Annotated in this window: 16 protein-coding genes; 6 read left to right on the top strand and 10 right to left on the bottom strand. The window is 60.2% G+C overall.

Going from position 1 to position 20,600, the window contains the following annotated elements:
• Nucleotides 1–8: 8 nt before the first annotated feature.
• On the bottom strand, nt 9–3,386 hold the full coding sequence (locus tag BCF11_RS12030) for a helix-turn-helix domain-containing protein (RefSeq protein ID WP_098494953.1): 3,378 nt from the start codon (nt 3,384–3,386) through the stop codon (nt 9–11).
• Between the two features lie 429 nt (nt 3,387–3,815).
• On the opposite strand from BCF11_RS12030, the gene BCF11_RS12025 reads away from it, so the two are divergent.
• Entirely contained in the window at nt 3,816–4,214 is a 399-nt protein-coding gene (locus BCF11_RS12025) for an aegerolysin family protein (RefSeq protein ID WP_098494952.1), read from the top strand.
• A gap of 146 nt (nt 4,215–4,360) precedes the next feature.
• Nucleotides 4,361–5,206, top strand: coding sequence for a hypothetical protein (locus BCF11_RS12020; RefSeq protein ID WP_233212461.1), 846 nt, complete (start codon nt 4,361–4,363; stop codon nt 5,204–5,206).
• Between the two features lie 33 nt (nt 5,207–5,239).
• Here the strand turns inward: BCF11_RS12020 and BCF11_RS12015 are convergent, their stop codons facing one another.
• Both BCF11_RS12015 and BCF11_RS12010 read right to left on the bottom strand, forming a co-directional pair.
• On the bottom strand, nt 5,240–5,629 hold the full coding sequence (locus tag BCF11_RS12015; protein ID WP_098497469.1) for a DoxX family protein: 390 nt from the start codon (nt 5,627–5,629) through the stop codon (nt 5,240–5,242).
• A 156-nt stretch (nt 5,630–5,785) separates the two neighbouring features.
• Nucleotides 5,786–6,085, bottom strand: coding sequence for a DUF4148 domain-containing protein (locus BCF11_RS12010; protein WP_098494951.1), 300 nt, complete (start codon nt 6,083–6,085; stop codon nt 5,786–5,788).
• Between the two features lie 175 nt (nt 6,086–6,260).
• Between BCF11_RS12010 and BCF11_RS12005 the strand changes: the two genes are divergently transcribed.
• On the top strand, nt 6,261–7,193 hold the full coding sequence (locus tag BCF11_RS12005; RefSeq protein ID WP_098494950.1) for a LysR substrate-binding domain-containing protein: 933 nt from the start codon (nt 6,261–6,263) through the stop codon (nt 7,191–7,193).
• Between the two features lie 96 nt (nt 7,194–7,289).
• Here the strand turns inward: BCF11_RS12005 and map are convergent, their stop codons facing one another.
• Nucleotides 7,290–8,084, bottom strand: a complete 795-nt coding sequence (gene map, locus BCF11_RS12000) for a type I methionyl aminopeptidase (RefSeq protein ID WP_098494949.1) — start codon at nt 8,082–8,084, stop codon at nt 7,290–7,292.
• Entirely contained in the window at nt 8,081–8,344 is a 264-nt protein-coding gene (locus tag BCF11_RS11995) for a ParD-like family protein (RefSeq protein ID WP_098494948.1), read from the bottom strand. Before BCF11_RS11995 ends, map begins: the two co-directional genes overlap by 4 nt.
• Before the next feature lie 249 nt (nt 8,345–8,593).
• Here BCF11_RS11995 and BCF11_RS11990 point away from each other — a divergent pair, with 249 nt between their 5' ends.
• The gene (locus BCF11_RS11990; protein WP_098494947.1) at nt 8,594–11,134 is read left to right on the top strand and encodes a prolyl oligopeptidase family serine peptidase; all 2,541 of its coding nucleotides are present in this window, start codon (nt 8,594–8,596) and stop codon (nt 11,132–11,134) included.
• Between the two features lie 151 nt (nt 11,135–11,285).
• On the opposite strand, the gene BCF11_RS11985 is transcribed toward BCF11_RS11990, so the two are convergent.
• The 3 genes from BCF11_RS11985 to BCF11_RS11975 all read right to left on the bottom strand — a co-directional run bounded on the left by BCF11_RS11985 (nt 11,286) and on the right by BCF11_RS11975 (nt 14,614).
• Complete coding sequence (locus tag BCF11_RS11985) at nt 11,286–12,542, bottom strand: MFS transporter (protein ID WP_098494946.1); 1,257 nt, start codon at nt 12,540–12,542, stop codon at nt 11,286–11,288.
• Nucleotides 12,543–12,798: 256 nt separating this feature from the next.
• The gene (locus BCF11_RS11980) at nt 12,799–13,497 is read right to left on the bottom strand and encodes a dienelactone hydrolase family protein (RefSeq protein WP_098494945.1); all 699 of its coding nucleotides are present in this window, start codon (nt 13,495–13,497) and stop codon (nt 12,799–12,801) included.
• Between the two features lie 163 nt (nt 13,498–13,660).
• Entirely contained in the window at nt 13,661–14,614 is a 954-nt protein-coding gene (locus tag BCF11_RS11975) for an alpha/beta hydrolase (RefSeq protein WP_098494944.1), read from the bottom strand.
• Nucleotides 14,615–14,992: 378 nt separating this feature from the next.
• Between BCF11_RS11975 and BCF11_RS11970 the strand changes: the two genes are divergently transcribed.
• On the top strand, nt 14,993–15,970 hold the full coding sequence (locus BCF11_RS11970) for a zinc-binding dehydrogenase (protein WP_098494943.1): 978 nt from the start codon (nt 14,993–14,995) through the stop codon (nt 15,968–15,970).
• Nucleotides 15,971–16,135: 165 nt separating this feature from the next.
• Here BCF11_RS11970 and BCF11_RS11965 read toward each other — a convergent pair whose 3' ends face one another.
• Both BCF11_RS11965 and BCF11_RS27560 read right to left on the bottom strand, forming a co-directional pair.
• On the bottom strand, nt 16,136–17,068 hold the full coding sequence (locus tag BCF11_RS11965; protein WP_098494942.1) for a LysR family transcriptional regulator: 933 nt from the start codon (nt 17,066–17,068) through the stop codon (nt 16,136–16,138).
• A 544-nt stretch (nt 17,069–17,612) separates the two neighbouring features.
• A complete protein-coding gene (locus BCF11_RS27560; RefSeq protein ID WP_143751313.1) occupies nt 17,613–17,840 on the bottom strand; it encodes a hypothetical protein in 228 nt (75 codons plus the stop codon).
• Nucleotides 17,841–17,908: 68 nt separating this feature from the next.
• Here BCF11_RS27560 and BCF11_RS11960 point away from each other — a divergent pair, with 68 nt between their 5' ends.
• Nucleotides 17,909–20,524, top strand: a complete 2,616-nt coding sequence (locus BCF11_RS11960) for a TonB-dependent receptor (protein ID WP_233212460.1) — start codon at nt 17,909–17,911, stop codon at nt 20,522–20,524.
• The last annotated feature ends 76 nt before the right edge of the window (nt 20,525–20,600 follow it).

The following is a 20,600-nucleotide window of genomic DNA, read 5'->3' as shown; positions in this document are numbered from 1 at the left end:
CGGCGCGATTAGCGCTGCCCCAATTTGCGCGCCAGCCTGGGCATCGTTGCCGCAAACCCCAGCTCTTCCGATGCCCGGAAAATATTTTGCAGGGCGCTCACCTGCGCATGACTGCGCTCCTGCAGGCAGCTCACCGCGCTGCCGATCAATCGCACATGATGGTCGACCCAGATGCAGGACTCGGCTTGCACCAGGACTGCCATTTGCTGCGCGTACCGGCTGGCCTGGCCGTAGCCGCCAGTCATCAGGCTGGTTTCAGCGGCGGCGACATAGAAACGGAACGCGTTGTGAGCAAGGCAGCCGTGCGCTAGCTGCGCCTCGCCCTTTTGCAAGGCATTCTGGCGCATGCCAGGATCTTCAGTAATCAGCGCCAGGCTGCCCCATATCCAGGGACCGATATAACGCTGCAATTGCAGGCGCTCAACCAGTTCGGCGGCTTCCAGGATGCGGGCTTGCGCCTGCGCCTGGTCGTCGCGCCAGAAGGCGACGCGCGCCAGGCCCTCCAGCAGGATTGCTTCAAAGCGGCTGGCGCCGATGCTGCGGGCAATCTCGAGCGCGGTCGACAATTCTTCCCTGGCGCTCTCGTCCGCGGCGGTCGCCACCAGCACCCAGGCGGCAGTCAGCCGTGAAAAAATCTCTGCGCGGCGATTCCCTACGGTGCGGCAGTGCCGCACCGAATCCATGGCATCCTGCAACGCCAATGCCGGCCGCCCCAGATAGATGAGAGTCGAACCGCGCGCACTGCGGCTGGGCGCGACAACATCCATCAAATCATTTCTTTCGCACAGCCGCACGCAGCGGTCGAACACATCGTGCGCTGTTTGCATCCGTCCTTCAGCGTAATAGGAATCGCCAATGCCGCTCAGTGCGTTAGCCTGGCTTTCCAGGTTTTCGCTGATGCGCGAAAAATGCAGGGCTTCCTGATGATGGTCGCGGCAGCGCATATAGTCGCCGCGCGGGAAAAAGATATTGCCCTGCAGGTGGAACAAGCGCGCCAGCGCATCATCGGCTTGCGCATTCCTGGCCAACGGCAGCGTCGCCTGCAGCAAGCGTTCTTCTTCATCCAGGCTATCGAGCGTATTCAACACCGGGGCCAGCCCCAATGCCGCTTCTATTTTTTCATCAGGATGTTCAGCGAGCTGCATGGCGCGCTGGAAGTATTGCCGCGACGACGTGGTTTTGCCGATACCGGCAGCGGCACGGGCGCGCAGCAGGGCCAGCTCAAAACTGACTGCCGCCTTATCGGCAAAGGAATCGCACAACTGCGCCAGTTCCATGGCGTCGTCGTACTGGTAGCTGCGCAGCTTGCCTCGCGTGGCGTTCAACAGCGCTTCGAAGGCAGCTGGGTCCTGCGCGCGCACCAGGTGCCTGGCATACAAGGTGGGATCGGACTGGCGCAGCGGACCCGCCACGCGTCGATGATAACTGTTGCGCAGAGAGAGCGGAATGGCATCGTAGATACAGTGCATCACCAGGTCATGCACGAACATATAGCAGCCGGGTTCGATTTCCTTGATCAGGTTCTGGCAAGCCGTACGCGCGGGCTGATAATCCGCCTGCTCGAGCGCCACCCGCAATGCGGACAATTCAAAACGATTGCCGATCACCGACGCCATCGACAGGGCGCGCCGATGTTCCGGCTCGAGCCTGTCGAGGCGTGCCTGTATCAAATGCTTCAGGCTCTCGGGTACGGTGCCTGCAGGATTGGACAGCAGCTGCGTCAGGTACAGTGGATTGCCTTGCGCCTTTTCTACGCAATGCGCGCGGTAGCCGGGATCGACGTCGGTGAATTGTTCCGCCAGCAAGGCGGCTTCACGCGCACGCATAGGGGCGATATCGAGTAAACTCAAAGGATTGGAGAAACGCGGCCGCAATGCGCTCTCCAGCGGATCGCCTTCATTGCGAGAGGTCAGCAGCCAGAGGATGGGTGCTTCATCCGTCAGCGACAGCAAACTGCCCAGGGCAGCGAACAGGTGAGCGTCGCCCCAATGCAAATCTTCCAGGCAAATCAGCAAAGGCTGTTGCAGCGCCAGGCGCACCAGCAGCAACTGCATCGCACGCAGGGAGCCCTGCATCCGCGCTTCATTGCTCATGGCGGCATACACGGCCGTATCCTGCCTGGCGGGCGCGGCGCCTGCCAGCACCTGCAGGAAAATATTCGCTTCCGCCGGCAGCTTCCAGCGTTCCAGCGCCGCATGCAAGACCGCATCCTGCGCGACGCCGGTCACCGAGCCGGACAAGCCAAGCAGGCTGCGCACCAGTTGCCGCAGCGGGGCATATGAACTTTCCATGCCGAAGTCCTGCACTTCGCCCTGGTGACAGGAAAACTGGCTTTGCCGGGCGATCTCGGAAAACTCCGTCACCAGACGCGTCTTGCCGACTCCCGCCATGCCGCGAACATACACAACGTGTCCATTCTGGCATTCTTGCGTAGCTTCGACCACGCCCTTGAACTGCAGGATTTCTATGGTGCGCCCCGTCAAGCCGTTTTCCAAGGCGCCGTCCTGCGGACGCGCGCGCAGGCACTTGCGGTAAGACGCAAATTCATCCCCGGCTGGCGCAAAATCGAAACGCGCTGCCAATTGCACCACCAAGCTGCGCGCGACATAAATCGGCGCCCTTCCGTCGCCGGCATCGGCCTGGTCCTTGAACGCCTTGCCGTATTGCGCAGGCACTGCCGCGTCGCCGGGCCAGCGTACCAGCCGCAGCCAGATGGCGTGGCCGGCACGGACAAAATCGCCGCGCAGGGCAAAGGCGCAAAGCAGGCAGCGTTCGCTGTCGCTGCGATAGGCATGCGGAAAACCGAAATGCACCACCACCGGGTTTTCCGAGCTGGCGTCGGCGGCAACGATCACGCCGCCGAACTGCCGGATCAGTTGCATCAGCTCATCGCCTGCAGCCGACGATTCGCCGCTCTGCGCAAACACTTCCGGACGTGCTTCAAAACGCAGCTCCAGCACATAACGGATGACGTCGTCAGAATATTCCAGCGGCAGGCCCGGCACCGGGTTCCGCCTCAAGGCGGCGGCATGTTGCGTTTCCGCTTCCTCTTCCGTTGCCGCCGTATTTCCCGTGTAAGCGATCGGCAGCGGCGCCGCGGCCAGTCCTGTTGCACCGGCCTGGCCAGCCAGCGTACCCAGGTCGACTCCCAATATGGTCGCGAGATGGCGCGCCGTCCGATAGAGCACCGGCTTTCCTGTTTCCGCACGCTTGATGGAGGCAATCGAGACACACAGTTGTTTGGTAAAACACAACTCCGCCAACGCTTCCTGGCTGATGCCGCGCTCTTTGCGCATCCCTTTCAGCAGGCCGGCATTGAGCACGATGCGTCCGTCGGAAACCGCGGACGCCGCGCCCGGCGCCGCCAGCAGCGATGCGTAGCTCATGGCTGCACAGTCGTCTTGGGAATCTGCAGCGAACTATCCGGCATAGCGGCCTTTCTTGTGACAAGAGTACAAGTGAAAATCGGGCCGCCCGGGCCGCGCGGCAAAGGATTCCTGATACCGAACTGATACCGAACTGATCCCGCAATGCACTTTCGCAGACCCCGGTGCGCTTCCATACTTGATTCACCAGGACGCAAACAAGGTGCTCTTCCTCGCCAGGCAACCCGGCTCTCGGCACACGGCATCGAAGTGAATTATACGTTCAACCAGATGGCGCCCGGATGTCCTGCTTGCAAAAGCGTCTCGAACAAAGGCAGCGTCCGACTGCCGCAACACGCTCAGGGTAAACCAGTGGAGTCCAGAAACCACTTTAAATAACGGGGGCAATTTCCAAAGAGCCTGATCAATAGCTGTCACACGGAGAATCATATGAACACTACTGTCGCCGCATCCGAACTGTCTGCCGATGAAATCCAAGTTGCCTATGAACGCCTTCAGGTTCAGGGCACCGTTAGCAATTTCACACAACATCCGATGATCATCAAAAGCTCCAACCTGTCCTGGGGTAAATGGATGCAATCGCCGGTCGATGTTCCTAGCTTCAGCAACAGCCGCTTTGCATCGCAAGGACGGGACAGCTCGCCATCGGGCACGGAAGGCACTGCAACTTGGCAGATCGGCAATGCCGTCATCACGATCAATTTCGGCTGCCCGCTCAGAGGCAGCAACAGCCAGAGCATCAGCTGCTCGCCAGCGGGCGCTTTTAAAGTTTCGTGCGAAGGAACGGGCGGCGATGTGAATGCTTGCTCGTTCCAGATTAAATCATAGTTTGCGTGCCTGTTTTTTAGCAGGCCGTTTTTAGCCATCCCCGCAAATGCAGATTTGCGGGGATGGCGCCGCAAGACAGCGGCATGCTGATGTAATATCGACACCTTGGGTTTATTCGCTATTGCGCATAACGCTGGAGCAAACTTGTGGCCCCGAACATATTCGATCCGATAGTCTTCATCCTGGACGGCAGCCCATTCCCGCTCCCTGACGCCAAAACCCATTCTTATCTGTATAACGATAGAGGCCATCCCGAACATCTGCGCGATCCGAAAGGGACTTTGATCGAGATGGCTACGGAAAATCCGGATCTGGAGCGCGGAACCGGATACAGCAACATCACGCACCGGGAAATAGTCGATCCCGATGGGTCCTACGCCCTCACCTTGTTTGACTTCAAGGTAAAGGAAGTCCATTACCAAGGCTTGCGGGCGACGCCTGAGACTGCACGCGCCTTTGGCATGACCTTGCTGAGAAACGGCGAATCCGTCCGCTTTGCATACGAAGGCCTGGTCTGCTCAAAATACACCTACGGCAAGTGGGCCGGGCACCAGTCCCCCTACCTGGGAGCCGCGCGGCGGCGCGAACTGCTGACCTACAATCCGACAGACCTGGAGTTCCACAATTTCCCCCATGTCTTTTTTTCCCAGGACAGCCATCCGCTGGTCATCAGCGTCGCGCGCTGGCGTCCCTACGTGAATGAAATTTCATTGGCTGATCTTTGGCTTGCCCCGGGCGACGCCATCGTGCTGCCGCCCAAGGTCTTTCCATCTCCGCCCCGCGCCGGCGCTTCCTATGCCGAAGCAAAAAGAAAAATCGTCGACCTGCACGGCAACAGAAACTCCGCGTTGGCGTGCTGGTCTGACCCCGCCAAACCGACGCTGCTGACTGAAACCATCCTGGCCAACGCCGCCTTGATGTCGTCGGCCGCGGCCGCCCCGCATTACCATGAAGAAGTGACGCCTACCAGGCATACCACGCCTGCGGCATAGGGGCTGCGGCTGTCGCCAGGCTGGCGACAACTCTTATTTTTTTCCTGGAGAGCCTTCGTCCGTTGCAGCCAGCATCAGCAAAGCACCGATAATCGAAATATTCTTCAGGAAATGGTTAAGCTGATTCTGCATGCCGGCAGGATCCGCTTGCCAGAACCGGTGCGCGGTCAGCGTGGCAATCGCTGTGAACACGGCCACCGCCACAGCCACCGGACGGACACGCCAGCCGCTCAGGATCGCCAGGCCGCCGCCGGCCTCAATCAGAATCGCGGCCAGCACGGCAAGCGTGGCGAACGGCACACCGATGCGATCCATGTAGCCGACCACGTCGGAAAAGCCGACAATCTTGAGCACGCCGGAAATGACGAACAGCGAAGCGAGGAGGATACGGCCGGTGCGATACAGTGCAGGGGAAGTTTGCATGATTTCCGATATTTCAATGAAGCGTGATGTGAATTTAATCTGGCTTTTGCGCCGGCGCCGAACCGGCTGAGCCAGAAGGGAAAACATGCTTCAATACGGCGGCGTGGCCAGGCGCAGCGCCACCGTCCTTGATTGACATGATTTGCTGCTGCCGGCTCAATGACCAAGGTTGTCGCGCAGCTCGTCCAGCTCGCGATTCGCAACGGGCGTATCGGACTTCAATTCGGCTTTGACTTCGGCGCGCGTCGTGGTCGATGCGACCGGCCGCAGCACCGGGTAGGCGGAAGCAGCGTAGTTCAGGCTGCCATCGTCGCGCGCCTGTTTCAATTCAGCGATGACTTCTGCACGCGTCTTGCTCGAGACAAAAGGCAGTTCTGGCGGATAGCTAGCTTCGGCAAGAGCGGAGCCTGCGGCAGCGATAAGCATCGCGCCGGCAACTAATTTTGAGATGTTCATTTTGCGCTTTCAGTAAAAGTATGAGCCGGGATGGCGTCGGCGTCGGCATTCTGTGGAAGCTGTTTTCCAGCATGTCTTGCCGTGCGATTGATACTATGCCCAAAGAAAACGGAGATAAATTAGCTAAAATGCGATCTTCCGTTCTGTACATGGAACGATAAAGACGGAACTTTTGATGAGCAAACTGACTATCGATCTGAATGACCTGTATTTCTTTGTTCAGGTTGTCGACCATGGCGGCTTCACGGCGGCGGCAGACGCTCTGGTCATTCCGAAATCCAGATTGAGCCGGCGTATTGCAGAACTGGAGAAATTGCTTGGCGTCCGCTTGCTGCACCGAACCTCGCGCCGGATCGCGCTGACCGATGTCGGCGCCGAGTTTTACCAGCGTTGTGTCGCGATGATCGCCGAAGCCCAGGCTGCCGAAGATGTGGTTCAGCGCACTTTGGTCGAGCCGGTGGGAGTAATACGCGTCAGTGCGCCGGATGGCATGGTCGATCTGGTCCTGAGCGATCTGTTGCCGCGCTTCATGGCCAAATTTCCCAAAGTCCAGGTCATGACGCAGATTACCAATCGCAACGTCGACCTGGTCGAAGAAAGAATCGATGTCGCCTTGCGCATCAATGCGCAGGCGCTGGAGAATTCCAGCCTGATCCAGGCCAACCTGTGCGAAACCCCGTGGGGACTCTATGCGAGTCCGTCTTTTATAAAGCATGCCGGGCAGCCGCAATCGCCGGCCGATCTGGCTGCGCTGGATGCGCTCGTATTTGGCATGGAGGATGAAGCGCCAGCCTGGCGTCTACAGAACCGGGCCGGCGAACAGCTGGCAATTAAATTGAAGGCGCGCATGAGAAGCGACAACATCCGGCTGCTTAAAAAAGCGGCGCTTGCGCATATGGGAGTGATCGCTTTGCCTTGCCACATCTGCTCGGAAGAGCGGGGGCAGGGGACGCTGCAGCGGGTACTGCCCGATTGGCGTCCGCCGGCTGGTCATGTGCGCCTGGTATTTCCGACGCGGCGTGGCGTCGTGCCTGCCGTGCGGGCGTATATAGAATTTCTGAAAACGGAACTGCCGGCCAGGATTTCCCTGTTGTCGGAAAGCGAGTGACGACCCGCGAATTAGCTCTTTTCTCGATGATGGGCGCTCAGTTGGATACCAGCCTTTCCACGTTCAGTTCCCATCACCGCCTGGCGTAGCAGCCGCTCAGGCAATCAGTTCATAAGACCCGGCGCCATCCGGCCACGGTGTCAGCACTTCAAAGCCGTCGGCCGTCACCGCCACCATGTGCTCCCATTGCGCGGACAAGGAATGATCCCGCGTGACCACCGTCCAGCCGTCTTCCAGCTCCCTGGTTTCGCGCTTGCCGGCATTCAGCATCGGCTCGATGGTGAACACCATGCCGGACTTGAGGCGCATCCCTTCCCCCGGATTTCCATAGTGCAGCACCTGCGGATCGTCGTGGTAAACCTGGCCGATGCCGTGGCCGCAATATTCGCGCACGACGCTGAAGCGCTCCCGTTGCGCCACGCTCTGGATCGCATGGCCGACGTCGCCCAGCGTTGCGCCGGGGCGCACTTGCAGGATGCCGGCCCGCATCGCCTCGTAGGTGGTGTCGACCAGCCGGCGCGCCAGCGCGCTAGGCTCGCCGACGTAGTACATGCGACTGGTGTCGCCGAACCAGCCATCCGCGATAACTGCCACGTCAATGTTGACGATGTCCCCGTCCTTCAAGATCTCCTGTGCCGAAGGGATGCCGTGGCAGATCACATCGTTGACGGAAATGCACACCGTCTTCGGGAAGCCATGGTAGCCGACGTTGGCCGGTATCACCTTTTGCACATGGACGATGTAGTCATGGCACAGGCGGTCCAGCGCCTCGGTGGTGACGCCGGGCTTTACATGTTCCGTTATCATCCGCAGCACGTCGGCAGCCAGGGCGCCGGCGATACGTGCCTTGGCGATGTCGGCCGCCGACTTGATCATGTCAGGGCGGCTCATCGCAAGGCCTTTCGTGCCGGCTTCGGCGCCGCGGCCGGAGGCTGGAGCTCTTGCGTGAAGAACGCCAAGCTCTGGTCGCCTGCCTGCTTGGCGCGCATCAGCAGCTGGCAGATATCACCATGGCAAAGCTCTGGATGCAGTTCGGACAGCATGCCGATGCGCATCCAGTGTTCGGCCTGGGCGTTGATGGAACGGCTCAGCGCATCGCTCGCGCTGCGCAGGTTGTCGTGCATTAGATCGGAGATTTTGACGATGCCCATGGTTACCCTTCAATTATACGTTTCATATACGAATCGTATATTATCACATCGCCCGCTGGCGTCAAATCCGCAACGGATTACCAGCCATTAAGTCTGCGAACGCTTGGCATTGCCTGCCGCCGTTTCATGGCATTGCTAAATAATTCGCTGAAAATGGCCCCTTTTTCAGTCTCAAATGGCAATATCAGTAGAGTCACATACCAAACTGACATAACTCCTATTGCATCCGCAACAAAACTGAGGACACCAATGGCAATAAAATCCCCCTTGACCTGTCTGTGGGTCACGCTGCTGGCGACCGGCGTCGCGTCGGCCGCGCTAGCTGCGCCGGCCGCGCCGGCAACGGCGGCCAGTTCCGCCTCCGGCTACAACCAGCCTCCCAAGAACATCCTCGATGTCATGCGCGCGCCATCGCCGCCAGTGCCAGTGCTGAGCCCGACGCATGAACGCATGCTGCTGGTGTCCTGGCAAGACTATCCGTCGATTTCCCGGGTGGCGGCGCCTTTCCTGCGCCTGGCCGGGGTACGCGTCGAACCCAAGAACCATAGCAAGCACGATACCCCGGGCGGCTACGGCATCACGCCCTGCGCCAGCAGCTTTGAGCTGGTGCATATCCCGGACGGCGCACAGACGCGTATCGCACTGCCGGCGGACGCCTGCCCTGGCAGGCCGCTATGGAGCGCCGACGGCAAGCGTTTCGCTTTCGAAAACATCACCGCCGATTCGGTTGATCTGTGGATTGGCGACGCCAGCACCGGCGCGGTCAAGCGCGTGCCGGGCGCGCACCTGAATCCGATGCTGGAAGACGAGCTGCAATGGATGCCCGACCAGAAAACGCTGCTGGTCAAGCTGGTTCCCGCGCGCATGGGTCCACCGCCGCCGGAACCGCTGATCCCTGCCGGCCCCAGCATCCAGGAATCGGGCGGCGGCACAGGACAGAGCAGCACCTACGAAAACCGCGATACGCTGAGCAACCAGCACGACGAAGATCTGTTCGACTACTACGCCGCCGCGCAGCTGGCGCTGGTTGACGCCGGCAGCCTGGCCGTCACGCCAATCGGCGCCGCCGGCCGCTACGAATCGGTGACAGCCGCGCCGGATGGCCGGCATGTGCTGGTCAGCGCGATTCGCAAACCGTATTCCTACGTCACCACCTTCGACCGTTTTCCACATGAAGTGGAAGTCTGGGATCTCGCCAAGCGCCCGAACCTAGCGGTACATCGCATCGCCTCGCTGCCGCTGGCGGACCGGGTCCCGATCGGCGGCGTTGCGCTCGGACCGCGCGACTTTTCCTGGCGCGCGACCGAACCGGCGACGCTGGTCTGGGCCGAAGCGCTCGACGGCGGCGACTGGAAGACCAAGGTGCCGGCACGCGACAAGCTGATGCTGTCCAAGGCGCCGTTCGATGCAGCGCCGCTGGAAATCACTCGTACCGAGCAGCGCTATGTCGGCATCTCCTGGACCGAGCAGGCAGATCTTGCATTGTTGACCGAATACGATCGCAACCGCCACTGGCGGCGCAGTTTCCTGGTCAATGTCGACGATGCCCAGCAGAAGCCGCGTTTGCTATGGGATTTGTCGACCGATGAAAAATATGCCAATCCGGGCAGCCCGGTCAAACGCCAGCTGCCCAACGGCGCCACGGTGCTACGCCAGGACGGCGATGCAATCTTCCTCAGCGGCGTCGGCGCTTCGCCGGACGGCGACCGTCCCTTCCTCGACAAGCTCGACCTGAAGACGCTGAAATCGGAACGCCTGTTCCGCAGCGACAAGAGCTCCTACGAGCAGTTCCTGGGCTTCGCCGGAGCGGGTGCGCAAAACTTCCTGAGCTGGCGTCAGTCGGTGATGGATCCGCCCAATGCGTTTATCCGCAATATCGGTGCGCCGCTTGATGCCGCCGCTGGAGAAGCCGTCTTTGCTTCGAGCAGCGCCGCCATCACCCATATTCCGGATCCGACGCCGGTGGTGCGCCAGATCAAGAAGCGGCTGGTGAAATACAAGCGCGCCGACGGCCTGGATTTGTCGTTCACCTTGTACACCCCGCCCGGCTACCAGGAAGGCCAGCGCGTGCCGACCATCCTGTATGCCTATCCGCTCGACTACGCCGATGCTGCCAAGGCAGGCCAGACCACCGGCTCGCAGGAAACCTTCACGCGCCTGCGCCAGTACCGTTTGCTGCTGCTGGCTGGCTACGCCATCATAGACAACGCCGCCTTCCCTATCGTCGGCGATCCGAAGAAAGCCTATGACACCTATATGGAGCAACTGGTGGCCGATGCCAAGGGCGCGGTTGACGAAGCGGTGCGGCTGGGAGTCGCCGATCCGGAACGCATCGGCGTCACCGGCCACAGCCACGGCGCGCTGATGACCGCCAACCTGCTGGCCCATTCGGACATGTTCCGGGCCGGCGTCGCCACCAGCGGTTCCTACAACAAGACGCTGACGCCGTTCGGCTTCCAGAACGAGCAGCGTTCGGTATGGGAAACGCAGGATGTGTATCTGAAGGTTTCGCCATTCTTCTACGCCGACAAGATGAAGACGCCTATTCTGATCGTGCATGGCGCGGACGATGCCAATCCCGGCACCACGCCGCTGCAGGCCAGCAAGCTGTATGAGGCGATCCGCGGCAATGGAGGCACCACGCGCCTAGTGATGCTGCCGCATGAACCGCACTGGTATGCAGCGATGGAATCGAACGAGCAACTGGTGTATGAAATGCTGCGCTGGTTCGACACTTATGTGAAGAATGCGCCGCCGCGCACACCGGCGGTAGCCGCCGCGACGCCTTAGCAATACCGGCGGCGCCGGGACGGGGAACAGGAAGTCTTGTACAGCCGGCTCTCCCACTCTGTCGTCAGAATTTTGCGTCACGAACGCCAACCGATGCCGGTTGGCGCTTTTTTTACGCCTGCCGATATCCCCGGCTAAACCGATGCACGGCTCAGAGAGCCGTTGCCGGCAGCGGTGCCGCTGCGTTGCCGAGACTGCGCTGCAGGCGCCAGAGCAACAGCAAGGCCGCCAGCGACGTGCCGACCAGCACGTAGCCCAGCACATCGAAGTGCTGCAGCTTGCCGTCCGCCCCGAGGGTGACGATGTGGCCGGCGACCACCGAAGCGATGCCGCCCGACAGCTGCTGGATGGAGGCGCTGATGGCGCTGAACGAGCCGCGCTGGGTCGCGCTCGGCACCGACGACACCAGCGCCTGGTAAGGAATCATGCGCGAGAAGATGCCGACGAACAGAATCGCATTGACGGCAATCAGGCCCGCCAGGGAGGTCGGCCCGAGATGGGTATAGATCAGCACCATGATGATCGACAGCGCGGTACCCAGCATGAACACCCTGAATTTGCCGAAGGCATCCGCGGCCTTGCCGATCAGGGGACCGATAAAGATGGTGCATAAACCTGTGACCAGATAGACCGTGGGCAGGTCGTGCAGGTTGATGCCAAGGTTGTTGACGGCATAAGCGCTGCCGAAGGGCATCAGCATGAAGCCGCCGGTGGTCAGCAGCGAGGTGGTGGCGAAGGCCATCAGGTAGCGCCGCTCGGTCAGCGTATGGAACAGATGCATCCACGGGCTGTGTTCCTGTGGCAGCCCGAGGTGATCCGCGACAGGCTGCATGCGCCAGGCCACGAACAGGCCACCGAACACGCCAAGGCCAGCCATCGCCAGGAACGGCACATGCCAGTTCCAGCGGTTCGACAGATACAGGCCGATCGGAATGCCCAGCACCTGGCTGGCGGCGAAGGCAGTCTGGATCAGCCCCATCACGCGCCCGCGCATCTGCGGCGGGAACAGGTCGGTCGAGATAGCCAGCACGATGGAGCCGATGACGCCGCCGAACAGACCGGTGACTATGCGCGCCAGCAGCAACATCTCAAAGCTTTGCGCCAGCCCGCACCACAAGGTGCCGACGATGAAACCGGTATAAAAGAACAACAGGATCTTCTTGCGGTCGAAGCGGTCGGCGAAGCCTGCCGTCAGCAGTCCCGAGATGCCGGCGCTGAAGGCATAGGCGGAAACCACCAGGCCGAACTGTTTCGGCTCGATCGCCAGCGCTGGCATGATCATGGCGCCCAGCGGCGACATCAGCATGAAATCGAGGATGACGGCGAATTGCAGGAAGGCCAGCATGCCGACGACAAATTTCTGGTAGCGGGAGAACTGCGTAGACGGGGTAGAGGATGTTGGGTTCATGGCATGGAAGACGTTTCAGAACAGCATATATTGTGGCGGCAAGAAAATAATTTTTTGCAGCTTCGGCGTGGCGCCAGCTACACGCCTCGAGCCAAGCGACCCCGGCCTCGTCGGCCACGTCTGGGCGCCCCCAGCTAGGCGTCCCCGGCTAGGCGCCCCCGTCATTCCCGCGAACGCGGGAATCCATGCTCATGACCCCGGCCAGTAACCTGAGTCCCCGCGTTCGCGGGGACGACAGTGCAAGTGCACGGAATAGTTACAGATGATCGCTGAGGAAAGTCAAGGAATTACCATGCGCTTCCGCCGCCGCCCGCTGGTTGTAGCTGGAGCGGTGCGAGCAGTTGAAGCCGTGTTCCGCGCCCGGGTAGACGTGTACTTCGACATCGTCATTGTCTTCGAAACGCTCGGCGATGGTCTGCACCGCCTCCGGCGGAATGTGGCTGTCGGCGCCGCCGAAATGCATCAGCAGCGGCACTGTGATCTCGTCGGCGCGTTGCAGCTGGTTCTGGATGCCACCGCCGTAATAGGCGATCGCAGCATCGACCAGGCCGTCGGCCGCGGTGTTATACGCCAGCCGGCCGCCGAAGCAATAGCCGATCACGGCGAGCTTGCCTTCCAGACCGGGCTGCGCCTTGAGGGCGGCAACGGTCAATGCGATGTCCGCCTGCGCCTTGGCGACGTCTGTAGCGTTCATCAGTTCGACCGCGCGTTTCCAGCCGGCGTCGTCATAAGTCAATTCGATGCGCTTGTCGCTGCGCCAGAACAGGTCCGGCACCAGCACCATGTAGCCGTCGGCGGCGTATTGTTCGGCAACCGAGCGGATGTGTTCGTTGACGCCGAAGATTTCCTGCAGCAGCACGATGCCAGGGCCCTTGCCGGTGTGCGGGATGGCCAGGTAGGCGCCGAAAGTGCCGTCGGCGGCTTCGATGTCTATCCATTTGGTGGTAACGCTCATGGTGATTCCTATCTGGATGAAGAATGAATGTCGGGGTGTTGTGGGGAGATGTAACTTGCGGCAGCTGAAATCATCGGCCTCCAGGCAAACGTCAGCACTGGAGCAAGTCTATGCCCGAATAGCATGCTACCAGAAGCCGGCGATTGCAGCCGGGGGCCTGCTCCTAGACTGATCCCATCCAGCCGTTATGCCTGATCCAGGTCTCAAACAAGGCTGGCCAGGCATGCACCAGGCTCCCCTCCGGCCCCAGGCCCCAGCCATGTCCGCCTTCCTGGAAAACGTGCATTTCCGCCGGAATCCGCGCGGCCTTGAGCGCGTTGAACATCAGCAGGCTGTTCTGGATCGGCGAGATCGGGTCGTCGGCGGCCTGCGCCAGGAATGTGGCAGGCATCCCGGCGCCGACATGCCGCTCTACCGAAAATGCCTCGCTCTCGACCAGGTCCGGATGCTTGCCGATGATTTCACGGCGCGAATGCGTATTGTCATAGGGCGGCATGAAGCTCAGCACCGGATAGACCAGGCCGGCGAAGTCGGGGCGCGCGGAAAACTGGTCAGCCATGTCGGTTGCCGCATAACGCGGCGCGTCCGGTTCGGCGGCGGTGGTTCCGGCCAGATGGCCGCCGGCGGAAAATCCCAGGATGCCGATGCGCTTGGCGTCCAGACCGTACTGCGCCGCCGAGGCCCGGATCAGGCGCATGGCCCGCTGCCCGTCCTGGAACGGCGCGAGGTTGCTCCAGCCTTCGCCAGGCAAGCGATAGATCAGCTCGAATACGGTGATGCCCAATGCTTGCAGCCAGCGCGCCGCCGGAATGCTTTCCGTGCCGCGCTCGATATGCGCATAGCCGCCGCCGGCGATCACCAGCATGGCGCTGCCGTTGGGGCGCTGTGGACGATATGCCGCCATGCGCGGGCGCGAAATATTGGTTAGCGACCCTTTGGCATTGGTCCGCTCCGATCCTTGCGGGCCGCTGCCGCCTGGCGGCTTGTCGCCGGGCCACAGAGGAATCTCCGTATCTTCGGCAGACAGAGCGGCCGCGTACAGCTGCGGTGGGCCGACCAGCGCCGATACGCCAAGCATGCCGATTCCCATCAGGGTGCGTCGTTTTTCGTTATCCATTGCGAAACTCTCGATGCGGTTTTAAGAAGTGCCAGCCCAGGCATTGGCAGAAGCCGGACGGGATAGTTATGCCGTCATTGACAACAAGAGAAAGATGGCCTTGCCAGGCATCTTACTACCCAGTGCCCTGTTCAGGACGAACGCATGCAGCATCGTGCAGCCGCGGATTGCCGAATTCGCCACACGGATCATGCCGGCAGGGCCGCCTGCCGGATCGCGCGCCCCGCCGCCAGTTTGCTGAACTAAGCGGCAAGTCGCAAGGACTGGAGGGGCGGGAAATCTACATTGTGTGTTGAAACTTTGTTGTTTCAAATAGGCCGCTGCCTGCGCAGAATCACAAACGCAAGATTCCCTATAAATGAATTTCAAGGTATCCATATGAAAGCGATAGTAATCAACCAATACGGCGGCAGCGACCAGCTAGTGATCAAGGATATCCCTGTGCCACAGCCTGAGGCTGGCAGAGTCCTGATCAAGGTCAAGGCGTTTGGCATCAACCGCGCGGAAACCTACATGCGCCGCGGACTGTTCGGCGACGTCGCCGCGGTCACCGGCATCGAATGCGTCGGGCAAGTGGAAGACGACCCGTCCGGCAAGCTCAAGAAAGGCCAGACCGTAGCCGCGATCATGGGCGGCATGGGGCGCAAGAGCAACGGCAGCTACGCTGAATTCACCAGCGTTCCAGCCGCAAACGTGTTCGTCGTGCATACCAATATTCCATGGGAAGATTTCGCCGCCCTGCCAGAGTCTTACGCTACGGCCTGGGCGGTTTTGCACGATAACCTGAAACTCAAGAAAGGCGACACCGTCTTCATCCGCGGCGGCTCCTCTGCCCTGGGCCAGGCTGCCATCAACATTGCCGCCAATACAGAGGAAGTTCAAGTGCTGGCTTCAACCCGCAACAAAGATTGCGTCGCGCTATTGAAAGAACTTGGCGCCAAGCACGTCGTACTCGAAGACGGCAATGCCAGCGAGCAGATCCGGCAACTGTATCCCGACGGCATCGACAGCGTCATGGATATCGTCGGCAATTCGACCATGCTGGATTCTCTCAAGTGCGCAAAAAAAGGCGGTCATGTCTGTAACGCAGGATTTCTTGGCGGCGGCGATCCAATCCTGTTTAACCCGCTAGCCGACATGCCGTCCTCGGTGAATTTCAGCTTTTTTGCCAGCTTTAACTTTGGCACCAAAGACCATCCGCTATCGGCAATCCCGATGCAGTCCATCGTCGACCGGGCCACCGACAGGATCTATAAAGCATTGCCTCAGAAAACCTTTCCTTTCAACGAGATTTCGAATGCACACGATCTGATGGAATCGAATTCCGTGCACGGGAAAATTGTTGTTCTGCTTTAACCCGGCCAAGTAGTTTCTTTTTCATGGCGTCTGCGTGGTGATCTGCCAATGAACATCGTTCAGATGTCGATTGAATAAACGGCATTTTCAAGCAAATACAGCGTCTTCGGTGGATACGCCAACCGGGGCATCATCATGAAATGATGGTCGCCGGTGCCGGACCGGCTATATCGCCAGGTTCATCAATGCCATTTCACGCGTTTCGAGATCCAGTTTTCCAGCCTGTTCGGAAAAGTAGTCCCACAAACGGTTCGCAACCGGGCCGTGTGAACCGTCGCGTAAGCGCGCCGCGACCAGCTTCACGCTGTTGCCAGGGAAGTGCTTGCCAGCGATTGACAGCAGGCGTCCGTCGCGCAGTTCTTCCGCAATCATGAAGTGCGGCATGTGTCCCCACGCCATGCCTTGCAGTATGACCTCTTTTTTCACGAATTGATCTCCTACAGTACAACGCGGCGAGCCGTCGATCAAAAAATAATTCTGCTGCGGAGAATGACGCGCTGTGTCGCGGATAATGCATTGCACCCGGTCGCGCATTTGCCGCTGTGTTACATCACCGGAGACGGGAAGGTCGATGAAGCCCGGGGCGACGACCGGCACCAGACGCACTTTTGACAGTTCGATGAATTCGATACGCGCATCGCTTTGGTCGATGTGATGGACGATGAGATCGGCGCTACCGTCGAACAGGCGTTCCCACGGGCCGGAAATCGCCTCGCAGTGCAAATGCAAGCGTGTCTTGCAACCGTCGAAAAAATTTCGCAAGAAGCCGACGATCTCCGGGAGCGGACACAGATCACCGATCACGATCCCCAATTCGGCTTCTTCACCGGCCGCCAAATTGGCAGCGAACCCATCCAATCCTTCGACTTCGCGCAATAGCTGTTGTGCTCGATGATGGAATGCCTGTCCCGCTTCGGTCAGAGTGACGCGGTAGCCGCTGCGGTCGAACAGGCAGATGCCCAGTTGTTCTTCCAAAACTTTGACAGCGATGCAAATCGTCGGATGAGTTCTATGCAATTTTTCCGCCGCCGCCTGAAATCCGCCTTCCTCGACGACCGCATCAAAACAGCGCAATTGATGGATGGTGACGCCCTTCACTTGGAAATTCCTGCATTGACGGATACGAAAATTCGGCGTTCCCTGCCCTGCCGGCTGGAAACTGGCTGCGTGTTAAGCAAGATTGGAGCGATGATCGGAAGCATGTTGGCCCGCTTTCAGTTAGGGAGTTGATTAGATTGCGACTGACCACCAGCGAGATCGACTCATCCCGCCTGTATTGCTTTGACTGTCGTACGTTGTTGTATTCGCTGAATCTCTCCCGCTCCCGAAATGGCGCGGCACGATTCTGGAAGAAAGATACGCATTAAAGATAACGCTGCCGGCATGTAAAAATGCCCGTGGCAGACATCGCCGTCTTCCTCTGCTTCAAGGCAGCGCGGCGCCAGTACATCCACGGAGTGCGGCAGCAAACATCCTAGTTCACTATACAGGCGCCAGGCTATGACCCACTGAATACCGGATATTCGAAACGCCAACACGTAAAAAACAATTGAGAAAATTAATCTGCCGGAATGATAGGCGCCGAGTGTGACACCTCAATGACCTTGTATTTTCGATATAGCCAGATCTGTCTAGGGTAATCTCAAACCGCCTGATCATGTAGCAGGTGCGCCGTGCGTAAAAACTTTTCCATCTTCTGCCATCCCGGATATCGTCCTGCCGGCTTCGTCAAAACTTCTTCGGCAAATTCTCGCGTTCCTCGGCGCATGCCTTGCAGCGTAGCGCATATTCTCATTTGAAAATATTCGTTACTTTTTGAAACGTAACGATACATATTGTCGCCTTGTTCAAATTCCGTTGCGCCGCTCATGCGGCTGCCGACGGCGTCCCGGCATGCCGGGATTTTTTTTCACCTGACTTACTACTCAATACGCTGCCATGAAACTCACACGACTCGCTGCCATGATCAGCGCCCTACTCTCAAGCCAGGCGGCCTTTGCGCAGGCTGCAGATGAAATCCCTGCCCAGCAAAAATCCGGCGCTACAGCCATCGACCAGGTGATTGTCACCGGTTCCAACATCCGCGGCGCCGCCGCTGCCGGCGCCACCTCCGTGCAAGTGATCACCGCCAAGCAGATCCAGGCCAGCGGCAAGACCAATTTGCCGGACGTACTGCGTTCGATTTCGGCCAACAGCGGCAACAGCTTCAACGAGCAATACACAGGCAGCTTTTCCGCCGGCACCGCAGGCGTTTCGCTGCGCGGGCTGGGACAGAAAAACACGCTGATCCTGCTGGATGGCAAACGCCTGGCGAATTATGCGACCGCGCAGGATCTGCAAGACACTTTTGTCGATATCAATTCCCTACCCCTGGCCGCAGTGGAGCGCATCGAAGTGCTGAAGGACGGCGCTTCCGCTGTCTACGGTTCCGATGCGGTGGCCGGCGTGGTCAACATCATCCTCAAGAAAAACTATCAAGGCATAGAGACCGGCGGCAGCCTGGGGAAATCCGGCAGCGGTACCGGACAAAACGAGCGCACCTACAATATCATCGCGGGCAAAGGCGATCTGGATAAGGACGGCTATAACGTGTACTTCTCGCTGGACGGCCAGCAGCGCCAGGAGCTGCGCGCCAGCGATGTGAGCTATCTGAGCAGCGCCGATTTCCGCGGCCAGCCGGGCGGGCGCTTGAACTGGACGCCGACCAACTACTATAACAACGACCCGCGGCAAGGATTCGCCAACACCGTCGGGCCGGTGCAAAGAGTGCCATGGGGCGCCATCACGCCGGGCAAGCAAGGCGATGTGTGGGCCTACAATCCGGCCCAATACGACACGCTGATGCCGGCCATCGAACGCTATCACGCCCTGCTGCACGGCACCCTGCAGATCAACGACCGCCTGCAAGCCTACAGCGAACTGCTGTACAGCCGCAGCTCGGCCAGCTTCGTGTTTGGCGGACCGCTGGGCATCAGCAGCAACCTGCGGGCGTGGAACAACGCCAGCCAGACACTGGTGCCGGTGGACACCACGCTGCCGGCGGCGAATCCGGCCAATCCTTATGGCAAACCGACGCCGGTGACCACCAATTTATGGGATGTCGGGGCGCGCAGCAAGACCGATGTCAGCCAGTTCAGCCGCGCCATGATCGGTTTCAAGGGCAGTCTTGACGACAAGTGGGACTGGGACGTATCGGCCCTGCATTCGGAAAGCCGCTTGCAGGAAACCGTGGGCAACTTCGGCAACCGCTACGCCTTCCAGCAGCTGCTGGCGAACGGCGGCTACAACCTGGCGGCGACCGGCAATCCGGCCAGCGCCGTCAACGCCTTGCGGCTGGAGACCTTGCGCCCCGCAGTGTCCAAGCTGAGTTCGCTCGATGCGACGGTTAGCGGCCCGCTGCTGGCCTTGCCCGCGGGCGATCTCGGCTTTGCCGCCGGCGCCCAGTTCCGCAAGGAATCCATCAATTCCGACACCTCCAGCGCCGTCCTCTCCGGCACCGAGCTGCGTCCTGCCATCGACATCATCAACGGCTCGCGCAACGTCACCGCGGCTTATGCGGAAATCAAGATTCCCGTGCTGAAGACCCTGGAAGCGAACGCCGCCGGCCGCGTCGATCACTACAGCGATTTCGGCACGGCGTTCTCGCCCAAGCTCAGCCTGCGCTTCCAGCCGACCGACTGGCTGCTGTTGCGCAGCACCGCCTCGCGCGGCTTCCGCGCGCCGTCGCTGCCTGAGATCACCAGCAGCAACGCGATCAGCTACGGCTCGGCGATCGATCCGCGCGATCCGGTCACACCCGGCAAGAGCGTCGGCTACACCGGCGTCTACCAGGCCAATCCCAAGCTGCAGCCGGAGCGTTCCAAGAACCTCGATTTTGGCGTGGTGCTGTCCCCCGCCAGGAACACCAGCCTGTCGCTCGACTACTATCATATCGAGCAGACCGGCATCATCGGTCCGGACGACGCCAGCTATATCTTGCTGAATGAAGCGCAGTTTCCGGGACGGGTCACGCGCGACGCCCAAGGCAAGCTGCTGACCATCAGCAACCAGTACCAGAATCAGAGCAGCCGCGTCACCTCCGGCCTGGATTTCGATGTGCGGCAGGTGATCCCAACCGCCAGCGCCGGCAAGTTCACCCTGCACGGCGGCTGGACCTACCTGCTCAATTTCCGCCAGCCGCGCGTGGCCGGCCAGCCGGCCATCGACGGCAGCGGCGTCAACACTTTCGGCGCGCTGCCGAAATGGCGCGGCACCACGGAACTGAACTGGGATTACCGCAATGTTTCTAGCACCCTGAGCTGGTACTACACCGGCGGCTACAAGATCGACCAGAACAGCCTGCAGGACGACTTCCCGGCCGCGGTCGCCCATAACAGCACTTTCGACTGGACCTTGAGCTACAAGGGCATCCGCGACCTGACGCTCAGGCTCGGCGTGCAAAACCTGTTCAACCAGAAACCATCATGGGATCCAAGCAGTCCTTACTTCGACATCACGCAGGGCGATCCGCGCGGCCGCTTCTTTACCGTCGGCGCCAATTACAAGTTCTTGTAACGGGTAGGCTGCGCCGATCACCTCAGATCCGGCGCGGCTGGCAACCCTGGCGCTCCCGCGGCTTGGCGCCGCGGGA

The sequence above is a fragment of the Collimonas sp. PA-H2 genome (genome assembly GCF_002564105.1).
GTDB lineage: Bacteria > Pseudomonadota > Gammaproteobacteria > Burkholderiales > Burkholderiaceae_D > Collimonas.
Note: the sequence above shows the minus strand (reverse complement) of the source record. Positions and strands in the feature narration are given on the sequence as shown.